Origin of the sequence: Aeromonas sp. R1-2 (genome assembly GCF_040908505.1) — a bacterium.
Taxonomy (GTDB): Bacteria; Pseudomonadota; Gammaproteobacteria; order Enterobacterales; family Aeromonadaceae; genus Aeromonas; species Aeromonas veronii.
In genome coordinates, this window is sequence record NZ_JBFODU010000019.1 from 53,059 (window position 1) to 70,480 (window position 17,422).

Consider the following 17,422-nt stretch of genomic DNA (forward strand, 5'->3'; position numbering starts at 1 on the left):
GCTTATCTCTTCTGATAGATGGAAGGAGAGACAAGCTGCAGGCCGTGGTGCAGGCCATGCAGGCTTTCGGCGTGGCTCACCAGCAGGTAGCCACCGGGTTTGAGTCTGGGTACCAGCCGCTGCAAAACTTGCCCTTTGGTCTCCTTGTTGAAGTAGATCATCACGTTTCTGATGAAGATGACGTCAAACATGCCGATGTCTGGCAGATCCTGATTGAGGTTGATCTGCATGAACTGCACCTTGTCCCGCAACTTGCGATCGATGATGAAGATGCCCTCCTGCAGGCCCACACCCTTGAGGCAATATTTCATCAAAAAGGGCAGTGGAATATTTTGCGCCCGCTCGATGGGGTAGCGACCGCTCATCGCCTGTTCCAGCACCCGGGACGAGATATCGGAGGCCAGGATCTCCCAGTTGAAGGTGCTGCGTTTTTCCGCGAGGGTCATGGCCAGACTGTAGGGCTCCTCGCCGGATGAGCTGGCAGCGCTCCAGACCCGCAGTAGTTGCTCGGGCGGGAGCGCTGAGACTATCTCCCGCGTCAGAAACTCGAAGTGTTTGGGCTCCCTGAAAAAGTAGGTTTCGTTGGTGGTAAGGAGATCAAGCGCCAGCTGCAGTTCGCTGCTGCGATCGTTCATGATGAGCTGGAAGTAGTCGTCATAACTATCCAGCTCATAGTGGCAGAGGCGTTTCGCCAGGCGGCTGGCTACCAGCGCCTTCTTGGCAGGAGACAGCTCTATCCCCGCCGTTTGATGAAGCCAGCGCTGGAAACGGGAGAACTCATCATCATGCAGCTGGGTTTGATACAAAAAACTGTCCCTCTACCTGTGTTGTCGGAGATGGGAGAGGCAACGCCTCTCCCGTAACTAGAACCGGACAAAATCGCCATCGCCCGTGGGGCGTTGGACTGTGGCGGCTCGTTCCCGACTGTTGGCATTGCTCTCGTTCATGAAGCGACCTCGGGTATTGGGGTGAAGATGCGAGGTGGCTGCTTTACCTTCTTTGGCGTGGGCCTCCAGGGTAAAGAACTCCATGGCCAGTTGCAGCTGTTCAGCCTGGCTGCTCATCTCTTCTGCTGTGGCAGCCAGCTCTTCGCTGCAAGAAGCGTTCTGCTGGGTAACCTGACTCAGCTGGTTCATGGCCTGATTGATCTGGCTGACACCGGTGGATTGCTCAACCGAAGCGGCACTGATCTCCTGCACCAGATCCGAGGTCTTGTTGATTGAAGGAACCATCTGATCCAGCAAACGACCTGCTTTTTCCGCCATCTCGACACTGCTGGAGGCCAGCTCGCCAATCTCCTGTGCTGCCACCTGGCTGCGTTCGGCCAGCTTGCGCACCTCCGCCGCCACTACGGCAAAGCCTTTGCCGTGATCGCCTGCCCGCGCAGCTTCGATGGCTGCGTTGAGTGCCAGCAGATTGGTCTGGTAGGCGATGTCATCGATGATGCCAATCCGTCTGGCGATCTGTTTCATGGCATCCACAGTCAGTTTGACCGCTTCTCCTCCCTCTACGGCCTCTTTGGCTGCCTTGCTGGCCATGCCATCGGTGACCTGGGCATTGTCGGTATTCTGGTTGATGCTGGCGCTCATCTGCTCGATGGAGGCGCTGGTCTCCTCCATGCTGGAGGCCTGTTCACTGCTGGATTGGCTGATCGACTGGGCGGTCGCGCTTACCTGCTCGGCGGCACTGGAGAGGTTGTCAGAGGCGCCGCGCACTTCGGTGACGATGTTGGTGAGCGATGCGATGGTCTTGTTGAGTGCATCCTTGGTGGTGCCAAACACGCCTGGATAGTCCGCCTCAATCTGTTGGGTCAGGTCACCTTTTGCCAGACATTGCACGACCCGGATGACGTCGTTGAGGGTGCTGTCGATCACTTCGGCAATCTGGTTGATCCCTTCTCCCATCGCCTGAAAGAAGCCGCTCTTGCCAGCAAGTTCCATCCTGCGGTGCAGCTCGCCATTGATCACGGCCTGCACAATGTCGGACATCTCTTTCTCTATCATTACCTCCTTAGTTCTGTCGGCCCATTCGACCACGGATCCCAACCGTTCTCCGGTATCGTTGAAGACCGGATTGGCGATCAGGGAGAAGGTGCGCCCCCCCAGCTGTATCTGGGTGCGGTAGGTGCTGTTGAGTTTGGCCAGCATGGCGCGCTGATGGCCGGGATTTTTATGAAAGCTGTCGATGTTGGCGCCCATCAGCTGATTGGCGTTGAAGCTGTAGAGCTCTTTCTTGATGTCGGTCTCAGCTTGATTGAGCATGCCGGTCACAGCCTCGTTCATATAGATAATGTCGAGATTGGTATCGGCAATCATCACGTTGGTGCTGGCGCAGTCGAGGGCTTTGCGAACCAGCTGGTTCTCATGGAGCAATACTTGGTTCTTTTTAATGTCGTTGCGGCTCTGTTCCAGCTTGTCACTGAGCAAGGTGACCACCTCGTTGATGGCATGTCCTACTTCACGCAAGGGGCTATCCATACCGGAAAGATCGAGTGGTGCTGGAACCTGCTCTGCCAAGACTGCGTGTTGCAGCTGGCCGATTGCGTCGAGTAACTGGGTCCGCTGCCTCACTTCGGTGGCATTGTCTCCGAAGAGTTTTCCTAAGAGTGATTGGGTCATGAGCGTTTCCTTATGCTACATGTCGTGGAGTATGGAGGCCTGTTCAGGAGGGTTGCAGGTTGCCTTGTGGCAACCTTGCCTGTGGCTGGGCCAGTTCGTTGAGTTGAGCCATCTCATCGAGTGACAACACTTTCCCGGTATCGATGAGGATGACGAATTTGCCGTTGACCTTGCCCATGCCGCTGATGAAATCGGCCCGGATGCGGGCACCAAAACTGGGTGGGGGCTCGATATCTGCTTGTGGGATACCCAGTACTTCCGATACGGAATCCACCACAACGCCAATATCCTGACCTACAGGTTCATCGCCCTGCGGGGCCACCCCCTCAATAATGACGATGCAACTGCGGCGAGTGATGACCGAAGGTGCATTGCCAAAGCGGGCATTCAAGTCTACGACCGACACTACCGCTCCTCTGAGGTTGATTACGCCGCGAATAAAACCCGGCATCATCGGAACCGGAGTGATATTGCCGTATTCGATGATCTCTTTGACCCCCAGAATATTGATGGCGAACATCTCGTTGTTGATCAGAAATGTCAGGTACTGGGCATCGCCACTGCTCTCGTCAGCGGCCGCTGATGGCACCGTGATGTCGGTGGATGTATGCATGGTCGCCTCCGGTTAAAAGCGGACAAAATCCGCGTCATCAATGGAATGGGATGATGGTTGATTGGGCTGGCTGGCCCGTTGTGGGGGGGCGATGAAACTGCCTCTGGGAGGCATGCCCTTGTGGCCGGTTTCATTGGGCCTGGTGTTGAGCTGCGCACTTTTCTCCAGAGCAAAAAAGGCCATGGTTTGCTGCAGTTCGCTGGCTTGCGAGCTCATCTCTTCGGCCGTGGCCGCCAGCTCCTCGCTGCTGGCCGCATTCTGCTGTGTCACCTGATTAAGCTGGTTCATGGCCAGACTGATCTGGTTGGCTGCGCTGGCCTGTTCCCCGGAAGCAGCATTGATCTCTTGTACCAGATCAGAGGTTTTGCGAATGGAGGGAACGATCCTCTCCAGCAGGTTGCCAGCCCGCTCTGCCTTGCTGACGCTGTCTGAGGAGAGCTCGCCAATCTCCTGCGCTGCGATCTGGCTGCGCTCTGCCAGTTTTCTCACCTCGGCAGCAACCACCGCGAAGCCTTTTCCATGCTCTCCGGCGCGAGCCGCCTCGATGGCGGCGTTGAGGGCAAGCAGGTTGGTTTGGTAGGCAATGTCGTCGATGATGCTGACTTTCTTGGCGATTTGCTGCATGGCGGTCACCGTCTGTTGAACGGATTGGCCCCCTTCGGTTGCCTCCAGCACCGAGTTGCTGGCCATGCTGTCGGTGATCTTGGCGTTCTCGGTGTTCTGATTGATGCTGGCGCTCATCTGCTCGATAGAGGCGCTGGTCTCTTCAACGCTGGCCGCTTGCTCGCTGGTGGCCTGGCTCAATGCCTGCGCCGTATTGCTCACCTGATTGGAGGCATTGGTCAGGTTGTCGGCGGCGTTACGTACCTCTTCGATGATATTGGTCAGCGCAGTGATGGTCCGGTTTAGGCCGTCTTTGGTCTGGCCAAAAATTCCTGGGTAGGGCTCATCGATCCGTTGGGTCAGGTCCCCCTTGGAGAGCGCGGTGGCAATGCGCATCACATCTTCCAGGCTGGTATCTGTCACATGGGAGAGGCGATTCAGCAGCTCGGATACCCGCTTGATATATCCTTGACGATCCTCCAGCGCAATCTTGTGGCTGAAGTCGCCCTGTTCGACAGCGGCGGTGACCAGCGTCTCGATATCCGTGATCAATGCCCCCAGTTTCTTGACCATGTTATCCATCGCCATCAAGAGCTGACCCGCTTCATCGTTGGACTCTATCTGGATCGATACATCCAGATTGCCATCGGCCAGACTATTGGCCACGCGCAGAGCCTGTTCGATGGGGGTGATGATGCTTTTGATCAGCAGGGTGCCAAACCAGGCTGCGAGTCCGATGCCGACCGCGATAACCACCGCCATGGTTATCAGCATCACGTCATACCAGGATTGCGCAGCGGTATATTCCGACTTGGCCACATTGAGCTGCAGGTTGACCAGCTCGGTGATTTTGTTGCCTATCGGGTCGATGGAGCCATAGAGGGCACCGTCAAAAGTGTTCAGCATGCCAGTAATCATGCCGTGCTGGGTGGCGAGGTATTTCTCCAGCTTGCCAATATCAGTATCGGCCGCGTTGAACAGGGTTGTCGCCTCGGCTGACAAACGCTGTTCATCTGGTGTGAGAGTGGTGGACTGGTAGTGATGCCACTCGTTTTTGATTGTCTGCTGGGCCTGTTGTATCTGCTTCAAAGCCTCTTCTGCCGGGATCAGCCCCGCATTGGCCTTGTTGAGGTTGTCGATGATCGAGACGGCATAGCTGTCGGAGATAGTCTTCAGCTGCTTGAGGGGAACCACCCTGTCGTTGTAAACGCGCTGCAACCCGGTATTGCTGCTCTGCATGTTGTATAACCCGAGGCTGCCAACGGCCAGCAGCAGCAGGCAGAGCATGCAGAGCAGTACAATAAGACGCAATTTGATGGTGGAATTTTTTAACATGATGGTCCCCTCAGTTGATGCTGGATTGAGGCAGGTTGCGCGACACTGTCAACCTGTTGAGCTGACAGGATTCCTGAGTGATTGCGTGCTGGATCAGCGAAGGAATGTCGAGGATCAGGGCGACCTCTCCCCCCCCCAGAATGGTTGAGCCACTGATGCCTTGCAGGCGCTGGAACAATTTCCCCAAAGGTTTGATGACGGTCTGGAATTCTCCCAGCAGTTCATCCACCACCAGTCCGGATTTTTTGCCTGCATGGCTGACCACGACAATGTTCTCGCGCCTCCCTTTGCTGCCATTGGTATCGAAGTAGTGTTGCAGGCGGATAAAGGGCAGCACCTCGCCACGCAAATTGATGTAATTACGACCCTGGGTATCGGCCAGTGCACTCTGGGTCAATTCAACGCACTCGATCACCATATCGAGGGGAATGACGTAGTGGGTGTCGCAGACTCGCACTAGGAAGCCGTCGATGATGGCAAGGGTAAGCGGCAGGCGGATCTGCACACGGGTTCCTTTTCCCGGGATGCTGTCCAGATCGACCGTGCCGCGTAGGGCAGTGATGTTACGTTTGACGACATCCATGCCCACCCCGCGACCGGAGAGGTTGGTTATCGCCTCGGCGGTAGAGAACCCCGGCTCGAAGATCAGGTTGTATATCTCCTGATCCGTCAGCGTGGTGGTTGGGCTGATCAGACCGCGCTCGATGGCTTTTTGCTGGATCCTGGCTTTGTTGAGACCTGCACCGTCATCCCGAATTTCGATGACGATACTGTTGGAGTCGTGATAGGCATTGAGATTCAGGGTGCCACGGGGGGATTTGCCTGCCAGCAGCCGTTGCTCTGCCGATTCGATGCCGTGATCCATCGAGTTTCTGACCAGATGCATCAGCGGATCGCCGATCTTCTCTACCACCGACTTGTCCAGTTCGGTCTCAGCTCCGGAGATCACCAGAGTGATATCCTTGTTCAGTTCCTGACTGACATCGCGCACTACCCGTTGGAAGCGGTTGAAGGTATCACCGATAGGCACCATTCGCAGGCGCAGTGCACTGTCGCGGATCTCTTCCACCAGCATGGCAATGACCGAGGTGGCTTCCTGTAGCTGGCTTTCGCGGGTGCGTTGGGCCAGCAGATTGGCTCCTGAACTGGCGACTACCAACTCCCCGACCAGATTGATCAGATCGTCCAGCTTGTCGGCATGCACCCTGACGTAACGACCCTCTTTGCTCTTGCTCTCCTTGGTCTGGTTCTGTTTTTTCAGGGCGGCATCGACGACGGCTTCGTTGACGGCACCCTGCGCAATCAGGATTTCTCCGAGTCTGGGCGCTTGTTCTGCCGGGGTCGCTTGTTGTGCCTGCAGACCGCTGGCTAACTCCTCTGCAGTCAGGGCGCCGGTGTTGACCAGCAACTGCCCCAGCATGGCGCTATCTTCCGGCAGTGACTCGATCAGGTTGATGAACTCGGCGATCTTGCTGTGGGGCGGCAAGATGGTGATCTGGCAGTCATCTCTGACAAATTCAAAGACATCGCTGATGGCTGCCTTATCTGCCTGCGAGTCGAAGTCTATCTCGTAGCCGAGATAGCAATTCTCCGGATCGAACTGTTCCCAATCCGGTAGCGCCTGATGGATGGTCTCCACTGAACATATGGTTCCGAGGGTGCCGAGATAGCGCAGAAATGCGGCCGGATCCATGCCATTGCGCAGCACATCGGGGCCAAAACGCAGGGAGATATGCCACAGGGAGGCGGAGCTGGTAATTCCTCCCTCTTTTTCGATCTTGGGTTCCGGCGTATGCACAGTATCTGGCAGCGTGGCATGGGGGACGCACTGATGGCGGGTGAGGGTGAGCCTCAGCCGTTCATCCTGGTTGGCATCGCCCTCGCTTAACGTGCTGCCCTGCTCTGCAACGACACTGATGAGCGTCTGGATGTGGTCACAGCTCTCCAGCAGATCCTTGATCAGAGGAGAGGTGACGGTGAGCTGCTGATTGCGGATCTGGTCGAGCAGATCCTCGACGATATGGGTAAACCCGACGATTGGTTGCAGACCAAACAGGCCAGCCGACCCCTTGATGGTATGAGCAGCACGGAAGATGGCACCAATCAGCTCGCTATTGTCAGGGTCAGATTCCAGTGATAGAAGGGCTGACTCCATCTCTTCAAGCAACTCGCGTGCCTCGGCGATATAGGTTTGTAAAGCCTGATCAAGATCGATGCTCACGGTGACTCCTTGTCATGGTGGCTCAGGGCCGTTCGCCATGGGTGATGAGGGTGGGGTCGCCAAAAAAGGCCGAGAGCTGGCAGAGCTCCAGCAGTTCAAGCACAACATGGCTGTGCCAGACCAGTGCCAGGGAGGAGCCTTGCTGCAGAGCGGTTTTCTTCGCTGCCAGCAGCAATTGCAGCCCGGCGCTGTCTATCTCGGATACCGCCGCCAGATTCAGCTCCAGTTCGTTCCCCTGATGTAATAAGGGTGAGAGAGCATCTTTCAGCTCGCTGACTGTATAAATGGTGATCTCATCCGGCATGGTCACCACTACCTTGTTGTCGAGTAGCTCACTCTGTAGTTGCATGATGTGCTCCGGATCACGGCATGATGAGCTTGGCGACTGCGGCCAGCATCTGTTCGGGCTGGAAGGGTTTGACCACCCAGGCTTTGGCTCCTGCGGCTTGTCCCTCCTGCTTCTTGCTGTCCTGAGACTCGGTGGTCAGCATGATGACAGGGGTAAATTTGTAGTTGGCCAGCTTTTTGGCCTCCTTGACGAAGGTGATGCCATCCATGTTCGGCATATTGACGTCACTGATGATCAGGTTGATCTTCTTGCCATCTAGTTTGTTGAGCGCATCTTTGCCGTCAGAGGCTTCCATGACCTCATAACCGGCTCCCTTGAGGGTCATGCCCACGACTTGGCGAATAGTTGCCGAGTCATCCACGATCAGGATCGTTTTGCCCATATTTCTCTCCTAGAAAAATGTGATGTCGGCGCTGCTTGGTTGCGCGTTGACAGAACGGGTGGTGCGACCATGGTGAATATTGCGTTGTTCGTCGGTGGCGTATGAGAGCTCCATCTCTGCCAGCCAGCGATTGGCATCGATCTGGATTGGCCCTGTCGCATTGCTGCTCTGCTCCGAAGCAACCAGATGGCTGGAGAGGCTCTCCATGTTTTGTCTGACGTGGCTGAGGATCTGGCTGACCCTGTCTTGAAATTGCAGCGAGACAATGACGCTGGAGATTTCGCGATGGATATCGGTGCTCTCGTTTTGCAGCAGGGAGGCGGATTCCGCCAGGCTGTCAGTGGCATGGCGAAAACGGGCCAGTACCTGTTCGATTGTCTGCTCCGAGTTGAGCGCCGAGGCGTGATCCCGTGCGGCAGCATTTTCGGCAATCTGGAATGCGCGGCCGATAGCAGTATTGATGGTGTCTACCTTGTCGGTCATCTTCTGGGCGGTTTCGCTAGAGAGGCGGGAGAGGTTGCGCACTTCATCTGCGACCACAGCAAAGCCACGGCCTGCTTCCCCTGCACGAGCCGCTTCAATGGCGGCGTTGAGGGCCAGCAGGTTGGTCTGGGAGGCTATTTTGGCCACATCCATGGCCATGGTGTTGAGCTCTATGGTGTAGGTGGTCAGGCTTTTTATCTCACCCAGCATGGCGTCCCGATTGGCTTGGGCGGAGTGCAGGATGGCCACTACCTCATTGAGTTGCTGCTGGCTCTCGCTCAAGACTCCTGCCATGCCACGGGAATTGGCATCACCCAGTTCTCCGGCTGCCAGATGAGAAGCATTGACTGCTTCTTCCAGCTTGTTGGCCAAGCCGCTGAAGCGTTGAGTCAGGTCAATCATCGCGGCTTCGGTTTGTTGACGAGAGCTTTCAATTTGCTGGGACCAGATAGGTAGAGCCTTCTCGCACACCTGTTCGAGCCCGATGATGGAGTGGGCGAGAGGATCGGTCGCGACGGTTTGTTCCTCTCCTGCACGATGTCGGAGTGTGTGCTGGTGGAAGTGACTCGATGTCCAGAGCGCGGCGGCAATAGCGACCAGCACATTGAGCAGCAGGTAGAGAGGTGACAGCGCATCGGCGATCTGCAGCAACAGGCAGCTCAGCAGAGCAAGCCCGATGCAGCAAATCCAGCAAACCGGTTCCCAAAGCGGTGTGTTCACGCCACTTTTGTGTTGTGCCATACGTAGCTTATTCCTGTGCAATTATTTGGTAAGAGGTAAAGGCGCGGGACCGAAACAGTCATGGTGCCCCTTGACGCTCTTTTCTTTATTTATAGTTGGCACAATAAGGTTAGCGGAAAAAAATTAATTGGCTGCAAATCGGAGTTGTTTGTATCAGCGATTGCCGTATCAAGTGGCTTGCGAAGTGGTGGGAAGAACCAGGTGGGGATGAAAAGCAGAGAAGGAGCCTGAGGATTCAGGCTCCTGATGAGGATCAAGCCTCGTTGGCGTGAGCCTTCTGGCACCCTTCCACGGCGTGGGCAATCAGTTCCAGCGCGCTCTTGTCACACGGGGGCAGTTCGGCATCGCACGCCTTGATAGGGGTGACGCGATCGCCCCACTTGATGATGGCGGCCCCCCAGGTCAGGCCGGCACCGAAAGCGGCGGTCAGCAGATAGGAGTTCGGCTTGACGCGGCCCTGCTCCAGCGCTTCGCAAAGGGCGATGGGCACGGTAGCTGCGGAGGTGTTGCCGTAGTTTTCGATGTTGACCATCACCTTCTCCATCGGCGCATTCATCCGCTTGGCGAGGGTCTCGATGATGCGGATATTGGCCTGATGGGGAACGATCAGGTCGACCTGCTCCGGCGCAATACCGGCCTGCGCCAGCACAGTGCTGGTGGCTTCCCCCATGCCGCGCACGGCGCGTTTGAAGATCTCCGGCCCTTCGAAGTTGAAGGTGAACAGACCATCGATGTCGGCAAAACGCACCCGATCGGTACCGAAGTTCGGCACATGCAGGATCTCCCGCGCTTCGCTGTCACAGCCGAGCTTGTTGGCGATCAGGCCACACTCCAGCTCACTCGCCTCGATCACCACGGCACCGGCACCATCGCCAAACAGCACGGCAGTATCGCGGCGCGCCCAGTCCAGCAGGTAGGTGAGGCGTTCGGCGCCGATCACCAGCACCTTCTTCATCATGCCGGTCTGCACCAGCGAGGTAGCGACGGAGAGGGAGTAGACGAAACCAGTGCAGGCAGCGTTGAGGTCAAACACAGCGGCGTTGACGGCGCCAAGCTTCTTCTGCACCGCAGAGGCTGCGCTTGGCAGCAGGTTGTCCGGGGTGGCGGTCGCCAGGATGATGCCATCGAGATCGCTCGCTTCCAGACCGGCGCAGGCCAGCGCGCGGCGACCGGCCAGGGTGGCGAGATCCGAGGTGCTGACATGGGAGATCCGGCGGGCCTTGATGCCGGTGCGCGGATAGATCCACTCGTCTGACGTATCCATGATGGTGCTGAGGTCGTCGTTGGTCAGCACAGAGGGAGGCAGGCATTTGCCCCAGCCGGTGATATTGGCGTATTTCATCTTGTTACCGCTTCTCAAAGTGGATCGCCCGCGGGCGGAAAATCGTGCAATTATGCCGTACGAGACAACCACTGTCATCTTGTGGTCATGGTTATGTGCGGGGGGATCCGCTGTGCCATCTGGTCGCAAAGGGCTGCAACGTGCTGAACATGGCAGGAAATTTTGCTTAAAACGCGGGACTCCTCTGCCCTAAGATAGGCGTTTCCCCACCGATGAGGGTATCTCCTTGCTCAGAGCCAATCTCAACTTGTTGCCGACCCTCAAGGTGCTGCTGGATACCCGCAATATCAGCCGCGCCGCCGAGCTGCTGCACCTGAGTCAGCCCTCCATCAGCAAGCAGCTTGCCCAGTTGCGCAACGAGTTTGATGACGAGTTGCTGGTGCGGGAGGGGCAACGCTGGCTGCTGACGCCGCGTGCCGAAGCGCTGGCCGCCCAGCTGGCGGATTCTCTCGGTGCGCTGGAGCGGCTCTACGAGGCCCCCGGGTTTGACCCTAGCCGCTGCGAGCGGGTATTTCGGCTCGCTTCCTCCGATTATGTGGCCCAGCATATCCTGCCCGATATCTGTGCCGCGCTCGCCAAAGAGGCGCCGTTGGCGGCGCTGGAGTACAGCCTGTGGGACAAGCGTCAGCTGCCTCAACTGTGGCAGTCGGAGCTTGATCTGGTCTCCACCATCACCGAACAGGTGCCGGATCAGATCCGCGGTCTGCATCAGGGGGAAGATCGGCTGGCGGTGTTGATGGGACGTCACCACCCGTTGGCAGGCAAGACGCTGAGTCTCGATGACTATCTCGCCTGGCCTCACCTGCAGGTGAGCGGCGGTGGCGACAAGGACAGCCCGGTGGAGCAGGTATTGGCGCCGCAGGGACTGAGTCGGCGCTGGTTTGCCAGAGTTCCCTTCTTTCAGGCGGCGGTGGAGGTGTTGCTGCGCACCGATTGCCTGATGACCACCCCGGCCCATATCGCCTGGCAGCTCTCTTGCGGCCATGAGCTCACCTTTGTCGACTTGCCCTTTGCTACCCGCGACCAGCAGTATCATCTGCTGTGGCATCAGCGTCACCATCAGGATCCGGCCCACCGCTGGTTTCGCGAGCTGGCCTACCCATTCCTGCGGGATCACCTGCAACGTACCGTCGGCGAGAGTCGCAAGCTGCTCGATCTCGGCGGTTAGCCGCAGTCAGTTGTGTGGTGCCATAGCCATTGGTTATGGAATCTATTCATAACTTTCACTACTGGCATAATGGCTCAGCCCGTACCCTGAATGCAGGTCATCATATCGAGCATATAAAGAGGAAATGCATGGAACTGACGAGTTGGCTGGCACTGGCCGCAATCTGCGTGATGGGCGCCATCAGCCCGGGGCCGAGTCTGGCGCTGATCATCCGCAACACGGTGCAGGGCGGGCAAGGGCACGGCGTCGCCACCGCGCTCGGCCACGGCCTCGGGGTTGGTATCTATGCGCTGGTGACCGCGCTTGGCCTCTCCATTTTGATCACCCAGACCCCGATCCTGTTTGATCTGATCCGCTACGGCGGCGCCGCATTTCTTGCCTGGCTCGGGGTGAAAGCCCTGCTGGCAAAACCAGCCAGTGACGAAGGGAATGAAGAGGTGCATCAGTTGCGTGGTCGGCAGGGGGCATTTGAAGGCTTTATGGTGGCCTTCCTCAACCCCCAACTGGCGGTTTTCTTCATCGCCCTGTTCAGCCAGTTTGTGCGAGCCGATACCGGCTGGAGCGAAGGGGGCATCATGATGCTCACCGCTGGCGGGATCGATGCAGTCTGGTACGTGCTGGTGGCGCTGGTACTCTCGCGCGGGCCTGTACTGGCGTGGCTTAAAGCCAAATCCTTTGTGATCGATAAGGTGAGTGGCTTGGTGCTGCTGGGACTGGCATTCAAGGTGGTTATCTAATCTTGCATTTTGCGGATACCTTAAGCGGGATCAAGGCACGCGGGTGGTGAATGGGCTAGAGTAGCGCCCATTTGCTGTCCGCCCTGATCCCGAGACCATGCACCAGAACAAGCACCCGTTAAGCCACAACAACCGGTTGGAGCTGCTGGCTCCGGCCAAGAACCTCGCCTACGGCATCGAAGCCATCAACCATGGTGCCGATGCCGTCTACATGGGCGGCCCTGCCTTTGGCGCCCGCAGTGCGGCGGGCAACTCCATCGAGGATATCGAAGCGCTGGCACGTCACGCCCACCGTTTCGGCGCCCAGGTCTTTGTCGCCTTCAACACCCTGCTGCACGATCATGAGCTGGAGCAGGCCCGGCGGCTGACCCACCAGATCTACGAAGCCGGTGCCGATGCGCTCATCGTCCAGGATATGGGGCTGCTGGCGCTGGATTTGCCTCCCATCGCGCTCCATGCCAGTACCCAGACCGACAACCGTACGCCGGAGAAGGTGAAATTTCTGCAGAATGTGGGCTTCTCTCAGGTGGTGCTGGCGCGCGAACTGTCGCTGGCGCAGATCCGCGAGATCAGTGCGGCGACCAATGTGCAGCTGGAGTTCTTTATCCACGGCGCGCTCTGCGTTTCCTACAGCGGCCAGTGCAACATCAGCCATGCCCGTACCGGCCGCAGCGCCAACCGTGGTGAGTGTGCCCAGCTCTGCCGTCTGCCCTGCTCGCTGCAAAAGCCGGATGGCGAAGTACTGGTGGCTGACAGCCACCTGCTGTCACTCAAGGATATGGATCAGACCGACAACCTGGAGGCCTTGATCGAGGCGGGGATCCGCTCCTTCAAGATTGAAGGGCGCCTCAAGGGGCTCGACTACGTCAAGAACGTTACCGCCTGGTATCGCCAGAAGTTGGACGCCATTCTGGATAGCCGCTCCGATCTGGTCGCCGCCTCGGCGGGTCGTTGCAGCTACAGCTTCACGCCTGACCCCAAGAAAAGTTTCAACCGCGGCAGCACAGACTACTTCCTCCATGGCCGTCATCAGGGTATCGACTCCACCAAGAGCCCGAAATATGTGGGTGAACCGCTGGGGCGTGTCACCAAGGTGACCCGTGACGGTATCGAGATTGACGGCAAACTGGTCACCCTCAACAACGGTGACGGTTTGGGCTTCTTCAAGCCGAACAACGAGCTGGTGGGGATGCGCCTCAACAAGGTCGAAGGTAAGCAGTTACTCCTGTCTGAACGTATGCCGGGGTTGAAGGTGGGCACCGAAATCTACCGCAACCACGATCAGGCGTTCAGCAAGATGCTGGAGAAGGCGAGCGCGGATCGCCGCATCCGGGTCGATATGGTGCTGGCTGAGTGCGATGAGGGCGTGATTCTCACGCTCACCGACGAGCAGGGCATTAGTGCCGCGGTGACCCTGCCTTGCGACAAACAGCCTGCCGACAACCCGGAGCGGGCGTTGCAGCAGGCGCGGGATCAACTTGGCAAACTCGGCAATACCCTGTTTGTGGCGCGCAAGATTGAGTTGGCATTCACTCACCCGCTATTTATCGCCGCATCACAGCTCAACGGCTTGCGCCGGGAGGGCATCGCCGCGCTGGAGGCCGCACGCGTGGCCAGCTACCAGCGCCCCGAGCGACGTATCGCCCTGCGGGATATCAACTATCCCCAGCACCGTCTCTCCTACCTTGGCAATGTGCTGAACAGCGCGGCCGAACAGTTCTTCCGTGAGCACGGGGTAGAGCGCATTGCTCCCGCCTATGAGGCGAACAAGGAGGAGCGGGAAGTGGTGCTGATGATCACCAAGCATTGCATCCGCTATAGCCAGAACCTCTGCCCGAACGAGGTGCCCGGTCTCAAGGCCGAGCCGCTGGAGCTCAAGATGGGTAAAGACACCTTCCGCCTGCGCTTTGACTGCAACCGCTGCGAAATGCATGTGATGGGCAGCCTGAAACGCTGAGCAATGAGCCCCTTTCTCCATCCGGAAAGGGGCAATTTTTATCGCAGGTTCTCTGCCTACCCTCCTTTAATTGCCCCTCTCCAGCGCCAGCAGTGCCTTTTTAATCTCCAATCCCCCCGCATAGCCGGTCAGGCTGCCGTTTTGGCCGATCACTCGATGGCAGGGGACGATGATCGAGAGCGGATTGCGGCCATTCGCCGCGCCCACTGCCCGTACCGCATCGGGTTTGCCGATGGTGCGAGCGATATCGCTGTAGCTGCGAGTCTCGCCGTAGGGTATGTCACACAGCGCTTGCCACACCGCTTGCTGAAAGGCGGTGCCGTGGGCGGAAAGGGGTAGGGAGAAGCGCTGCAAGTGACCGGCAAAATAGGCGTCAAACTCGGCGAGGAAGGGGGCCAACGCCCCATGGTCTTGCTGCCAGCAACTCATATCGGGCAGTGCCCGCAGGCCCGCCACAAAGTCCACGTGTACCAGACCAGATTCATTGATGGCGACCAGCAGATCGCCGCAGCAGGTCGGCAGGATATCGTAGCGGATCATGGGGTTATCTCCTGTGGTTGGGTATCTGGCTGTTGTTCATTGCTGGTGGCATGGAGCAGCAAATAGGGCGCTTCGCTCATGGCGTGCCACAGCCAGCTGGCCGCATAGCTGCGCCACGGTTGCCACGCCGCACTTTGCGCCAACACCTCTTTTACCGGCAGCTTGGTGCCGCCGCCGAGTGCCTTTTGCAGCACCAGATCGGAAGCGGGGAAGGCATCGGTATCCATCCCGCAGCGCAGCCGCCAGTAAGAGACCGTCCAGGGGCCTATGCCCGGTAGTGCCAGCAACTGCTCATCACTGGCTGTCGTGAGGGTCAGCTCACCGCTGGCCAGTGCCTTCGCCACTCCCCGCAGGGTACGAATACGGCTGCCGGGCATGCCGATGCCGTCGAGATCGAGTTCGCACAACTGGGCGGGGGTCGGTAGTTGCGCCACCCCGAATTGCGCCTCGGTACGGGCTACCAGTCGCCCGAGTATGGTGATGGCTCCCTTGACCGAGACCTGCTGGCCGACGATGGCGCGCAGCATCACCTCGTATTCGTCCCAGCCACCCGGCAGCCGCACGCCGGGCCAGCGTGTCTGCAAACGGCCCAGTAGCGGATCCTGACCGAGCTGATCGCCGATCCGCTGCATGTCGGCATCGAGATCCCACATCCGGCGCACCCGGTAGAGCAGATCGGGCAGTGCCGCGAGCGGCAGATCATGGACGGTGAGCTGCAGGCTATGCCCCTTGCCTTGCGCGATACGCACTAGCGCGACCTGATCGCCGACCCGGTAGCGCCGCTCATACACCTCACCATCTACCCGCTCCAGCCCGGGGATTGCCCGGAGCCGATAGAACGCCAGCATGGCCGCCACGTCATATGGGGGGTGGTAGGGCAGTTGCAGTGTCAGGGTTGCGCCGCGGGGCTGCGCGCTCATGTGCTCTGGCGCATGATCCTCTTGTTGGCGGAGGGTGCGCGGGGCCAGTCCGTAGGCGTTGAGCCAGGCGTCATTGAAGCGGCGGATGCTGGCAAAGCCGGCGGCAAACGCGATGTCGGTGATGGGCAGCCCGGTTTCGGTCAGCAGCCTTTTTGCAAGCAGCAGGCGGCGTGTTTGCTCCACCTGTTTTGGCGAGGCGCCGAGGTGCTGCTCGAACTGGCGGCGCAGGGTGCGTTCGCTGATCCCGGCCTCTTCGGCCAATTCAGAGAGCGTGCCGTCAGCCAGCTCGCCGCGATCGATGCGCGCCAGCAGACGTGCCAGTTCAACCGGCAGATCGCCACGGGCTGCGGGGGCCAGCTCTGGGCGGCAACGCAGGCAGGGTCGCAGCCCATACTGCTCGGCGGCCGCGGCGCTTTGGAAGTAGCGCACATTGTGCTCGTGCGGTGGCCGTGCCGGGCAGACTGGCCTGCAGTAGATGCCGGTCGAGAGCACGCCAGTATAGAAGCGGCCATCGAAGCGCGCGTCGCGGGCGAGCCGTGCGGCGTGACACTGTTCGCGGCTGAGGGTGTTGATCACCTCATCTTGTGACGACTCTGGGCTTGGCTTTGCATTCATGGTGTGGGCGGCTTTGCTGGAATAGATGGCAAGAGAGTAAGGGGGCTCAGGGGCTGTGACTAGCCAGAAACGGACAGGGATAGCAAAAATTGGCCGAAGTTTTTTTTACTCTTTCATTGCACGGCCGGGTTTCACTCTTCGTCACGCTGTTATTCATATGTCTCGGCTCGACAGAAGGGAGCATAACGGACGGTTCGTAGGCACGATTGGCTTAGCTTTATTTGCATAGCGAGATTAGTGGCGGCGAAAACTGCTTAAAAATTAATAACAGATCACATAACTATCTTTTTTACGTTGAGTGTGGCGATTTTGTGTTGTTCAATCGAGTCAGTTAATTTTTGATGATTATTAAGTCATCACATCTGCGGCCTTAGGCCGACCAATAACAACACTTGCCAAGGATGATAAGTGAACGACTGTAAGGCATGGCCCCATTGCCGTGGGTTTAGTCTGATCGAGTTGTTGATCGCCATGACGGTTGTCAGCATTCTCGCGGCCATCGCGTTGCCAGCGTATCAGGGTTATCTGCAACAGGGACGTCGTTACGAAGCGCAGCAGCAATTGCTGGAGCAGGCGCTCGCCCTCGAACGTATCTATACCCAACAGGGCCGTTATCCCGATACGTTTGCTACCCCTTCCAACACGGATTTCTACCAGTTCAGCTACAGCCAGCAAGATGCTGGCGACTACCTGCTCAAAGCCATTCCAACGACGCGACAACAGGATGAGTGCGGCACTCTGACCCTCGATCAGACCGGTTATCGCGCGGCCAATCGCCATGACTGCTGGGGATCATAA

The 17,422-nt window shown here is 58.1% G+C and carries 15 protein-coding genes; 4 read left to right on the forward strand and 11 right to left on the reverse strand.

Features of this window, described 5'->3' with window-relative positions; all coding sequences use genetic code 11:
- Window positions 1-2 precede the first annotated feature (2 nt).
- From AB5Y76_RS07710 to AB5Y76_RS07750, 9 genes are all read right to left on the reverse strand, one after another.
- Window positions 3-806 (reverse strand): protein-glutamate O-methyltransferase CheR, encoded by an 804-nt coding sequence (locus AB5Y76_RS07710; RefSeq protein ID WP_042080652.1) that lies wholly within the window; start codon window positions 804-806, stop codon window positions 3-5.
- Window positions 807-863: 57 nt separating this feature from the next.
- The gene (locus AB5Y76_RS07715) at window positions 864-2,618 is read right to left on the reverse strand and encodes a methyl-accepting chemotaxis protein (RefSeq protein ID WP_201945756.1); all 1,755 of its coding nucleotides are present in this window, start codon (window positions 2,616-2,618) and stop codon (window positions 864-866) included.
- Window positions 2,619-2,661: 43 nt separating this feature from the next.
- A complete protein-coding gene (locus tag AB5Y76_RS07720) occupies window positions 2,662-3,231 on the reverse strand; it encodes a chemotaxis protein CheW (RefSeq protein ID WP_042080654.1) in 570 nt (189 codons plus the stop codon).
- A gap of 12 nt (window positions 3,232-3,243) precedes the next feature.
- A complete protein-coding gene (locus AB5Y76_RS07725; protein WP_263717404.1) occupies window positions 3,244-5,169 on the reverse strand; it encodes a methyl-accepting chemotaxis protein in 1,926 nt (641 codons plus the stop codon).
- Window positions 5,170-5,179: 10 nt separating this feature from the next.
- Complete coding sequence (locus AB5Y76_RS07730) at window positions 5,180-7,390, reverse strand: chemotaxis protein CheA (protein WP_150390342.1); 2,211 nt, start codon at window positions 7,388-7,390, stop codon at window positions 5,180-5,182.
- Between the two features lie 22 nt (window positions 7,391-7,412).
- A complete protein-coding gene (locus tag AB5Y76_RS07735) occupies window positions 7,413-7,739 on the reverse strand; it encodes an STAS domain-containing protein (RefSeq protein WP_005358513.1) in 327 nt (108 codons plus the stop codon).
- 13 nt (window positions 7,740-7,752) lie between these two features.
- Window positions 7,753-8,121, reverse strand: coding sequence for a response regulator (locus tag AB5Y76_RS07740; protein WP_005338778.1), 369 nt, complete (start codon window positions 8,119-8,121; stop codon window positions 7,753-7,755).
- A 9-nt stretch (window positions 8,122-8,130) separates the two neighbouring features.
- Window positions 8,131-9,345 carry a methyl-accepting chemotaxis protein gene (locus AB5Y76_RS07745; protein ID WP_318528151.1) on the reverse strand — a complete coding sequence of 405 codons (1,215 nt, stop codon included), beginning with the start codon at window positions 9,343-9,345 and terminating at the stop codon, window positions 8,131-8,133.
- A 253-nt stretch (window positions 9,346-9,598) separates the two neighbouring features.
- Window positions 9,599-10,687: a ketoacyl-ACP synthase III gene (locus AB5Y76_RS07750; RefSeq protein ID WP_100654410.1), complete on the reverse strand. Its 1,089-nt coding sequence runs from the start codon at window positions 10,685-10,687 to the stop codon at window positions 9,599-9,601.
- Between the two features lie 226 nt (window positions 10,688-10,913).
- Between AB5Y76_RS07750 and AB5Y76_RS07755 the strand changes: the two genes are divergently transcribed.
- The 3 genes from AB5Y76_RS07755 to AB5Y76_RS07765 all read left to right on the forward strand — a co-directional run bounded on the left by AB5Y76_RS07755 (window position 10,914) and on the right by AB5Y76_RS07765 (window position 14,549).
- Window positions 10,914-11,855, forward strand: a complete 942-nt coding sequence (locus AB5Y76_RS07755) for a LysR family transcriptional regulator (protein ID WP_263717405.1) — start codon at window positions 10,914-10,916, stop codon at window positions 11,853-11,855.
- Between the two features lie 128 nt (window positions 11,856-11,983).
- Window positions 11,984-12,592 (forward strand): LysE family translocator, encoded by a 609-nt coding sequence (locus AB5Y76_RS07760; RefSeq protein WP_252656489.1) that lies wholly within the window; start codon window positions 11,984-11,986, stop codon window positions 12,590-12,592.
- 97 nt (window positions 12,593-12,689) lie between these two features.
- Complete coding sequence (locus AB5Y76_RS07765; protein ID WP_263717406.1) at window positions 12,690-14,549, forward strand: U32 family peptidase; 1,860 nt, start codon at window positions 12,690-12,692, stop codon at window positions 14,547-14,549.
- Between the two features lie 66 nt (window positions 14,550-14,615).
- Here AB5Y76_RS07765 and AB5Y76_RS07770 read toward each other — a convergent pair whose 3' ends face one another.
- Window positions 14,616-15,089 carry a methylated-DNA--[protein]-cysteine S-methyltransferase gene (locus AB5Y76_RS07770; protein ID WP_199415988.1) on the reverse strand — a complete coding sequence of 158 codons (474 nt, stop codon included), beginning with the start codon at window positions 15,087-15,089 and terminating at the stop codon, window positions 14,616-14,618.
- Window positions 15,086-16,624 carry an AlkA N-terminal domain-containing protein gene (locus AB5Y76_RS07775; protein WP_199415989.1) on the reverse strand — a complete coding sequence of 513 codons (1,539 nt, stop codon included), beginning with the start codon at window positions 16,622-16,624 and terminating at the stop codon, window positions 15,086-15,088. The genes AB5Y76_RS07770 and AB5Y76_RS07775 overlap by 4 nt, the downstream gene beginning before the upstream one ends.
- Window positions 16,625-17,032: 408 nt before the next feature.
- Here AB5Y76_RS07775 and AB5Y76_RS07780 point away from each other — a divergent pair, with 408 nt between their 5' ends.
- Entirely contained in the window at window positions 17,033-17,422 is a 390-nt protein-coding gene (locus AB5Y76_RS07780) for a type IV pilin protein (protein ID WP_005343572.1), read from the forward strand.

Excerpts from the sequence above, each read along its gene's own strand:
- AB5Y76_RS07770 (WP_199415988.1), bottom strand. The coding sequence starts at position 15,089 with ATGATCCGCTACGATATCCTGCCGACCTGCTGCGGCGATCTGCTGGTC.
- AB5Y76_RS07760 (WP_252656489.1), top strand. The coding sequence starts at position 11,984 with ATGGAACTGACGAGTTGGCTGGCACTGGCCGCAATCTGCGTGATGGGC.
- AB5Y76_RS07750 (WP_100654410.1), bottom strand. The coding sequence starts at position 10,687 with ATGAAATACGCCAATATCACCGGCTGGGGCAAATGCCTGCCTCCCTCT.
- AB5Y76_RS07740 (WP_005338778.1), bottom strand. The coding sequence starts at position 8,121 with ATGGGCAAAACGATCCTGATCGTGGATGACTCGGCAACTATTCGCCAA.
- AB5Y76_RS07720 (WP_042080654.1), bottom strand. The coding sequence starts at position 3,231 with ATGCATACATCCACCGACATCACGGTGCCATCAGCGGCCGCTGACGAG.
- AB5Y76_RS07775 (WP_199415989.1), bottom strand. The coding sequence starts at position 16,624 with ATGAATGCAAAGCCAAGCCCAGAGTCGTCACAAGATGAGGTGATCAAC.
- AB5Y76_RS07745 (WP_318528151.1), bottom strand. The coding sequence starts at position 9,345 with ATGGCACAACACAAAAGTGGCGTGAACACACCGCTTTGGGAACCGGTT.
- AB5Y76_RS07765 (WP_263717406.1), top strand. The coding sequence starts at position 12,690 with ATGCACCAGAACAAGCACCCGTTAAGCCACAACAACCGGTTGGAGCTG.
- AB5Y76_RS07735 (WP_005358513.1), bottom strand. The coding sequence starts at position 7,739 with ATGCAACTACAGAGTGAGCTACTCGACAACAAGGTAGTGGTGACCATG.
- AB5Y76_RS07725 (WP_263717404.1), bottom strand. The coding sequence starts at position 5,169 with ATGTTAAAAAATTCCACCATCAAATTGCGTCTTATTGTACTGCTCTGC.
- AB5Y76_RS07715 (WP_201945756.1), bottom strand. The coding sequence starts at position 2,618 with ATGACCCAATCACTCTTAGGAAAACTCTTCGGAGACAATGCCACCGAA.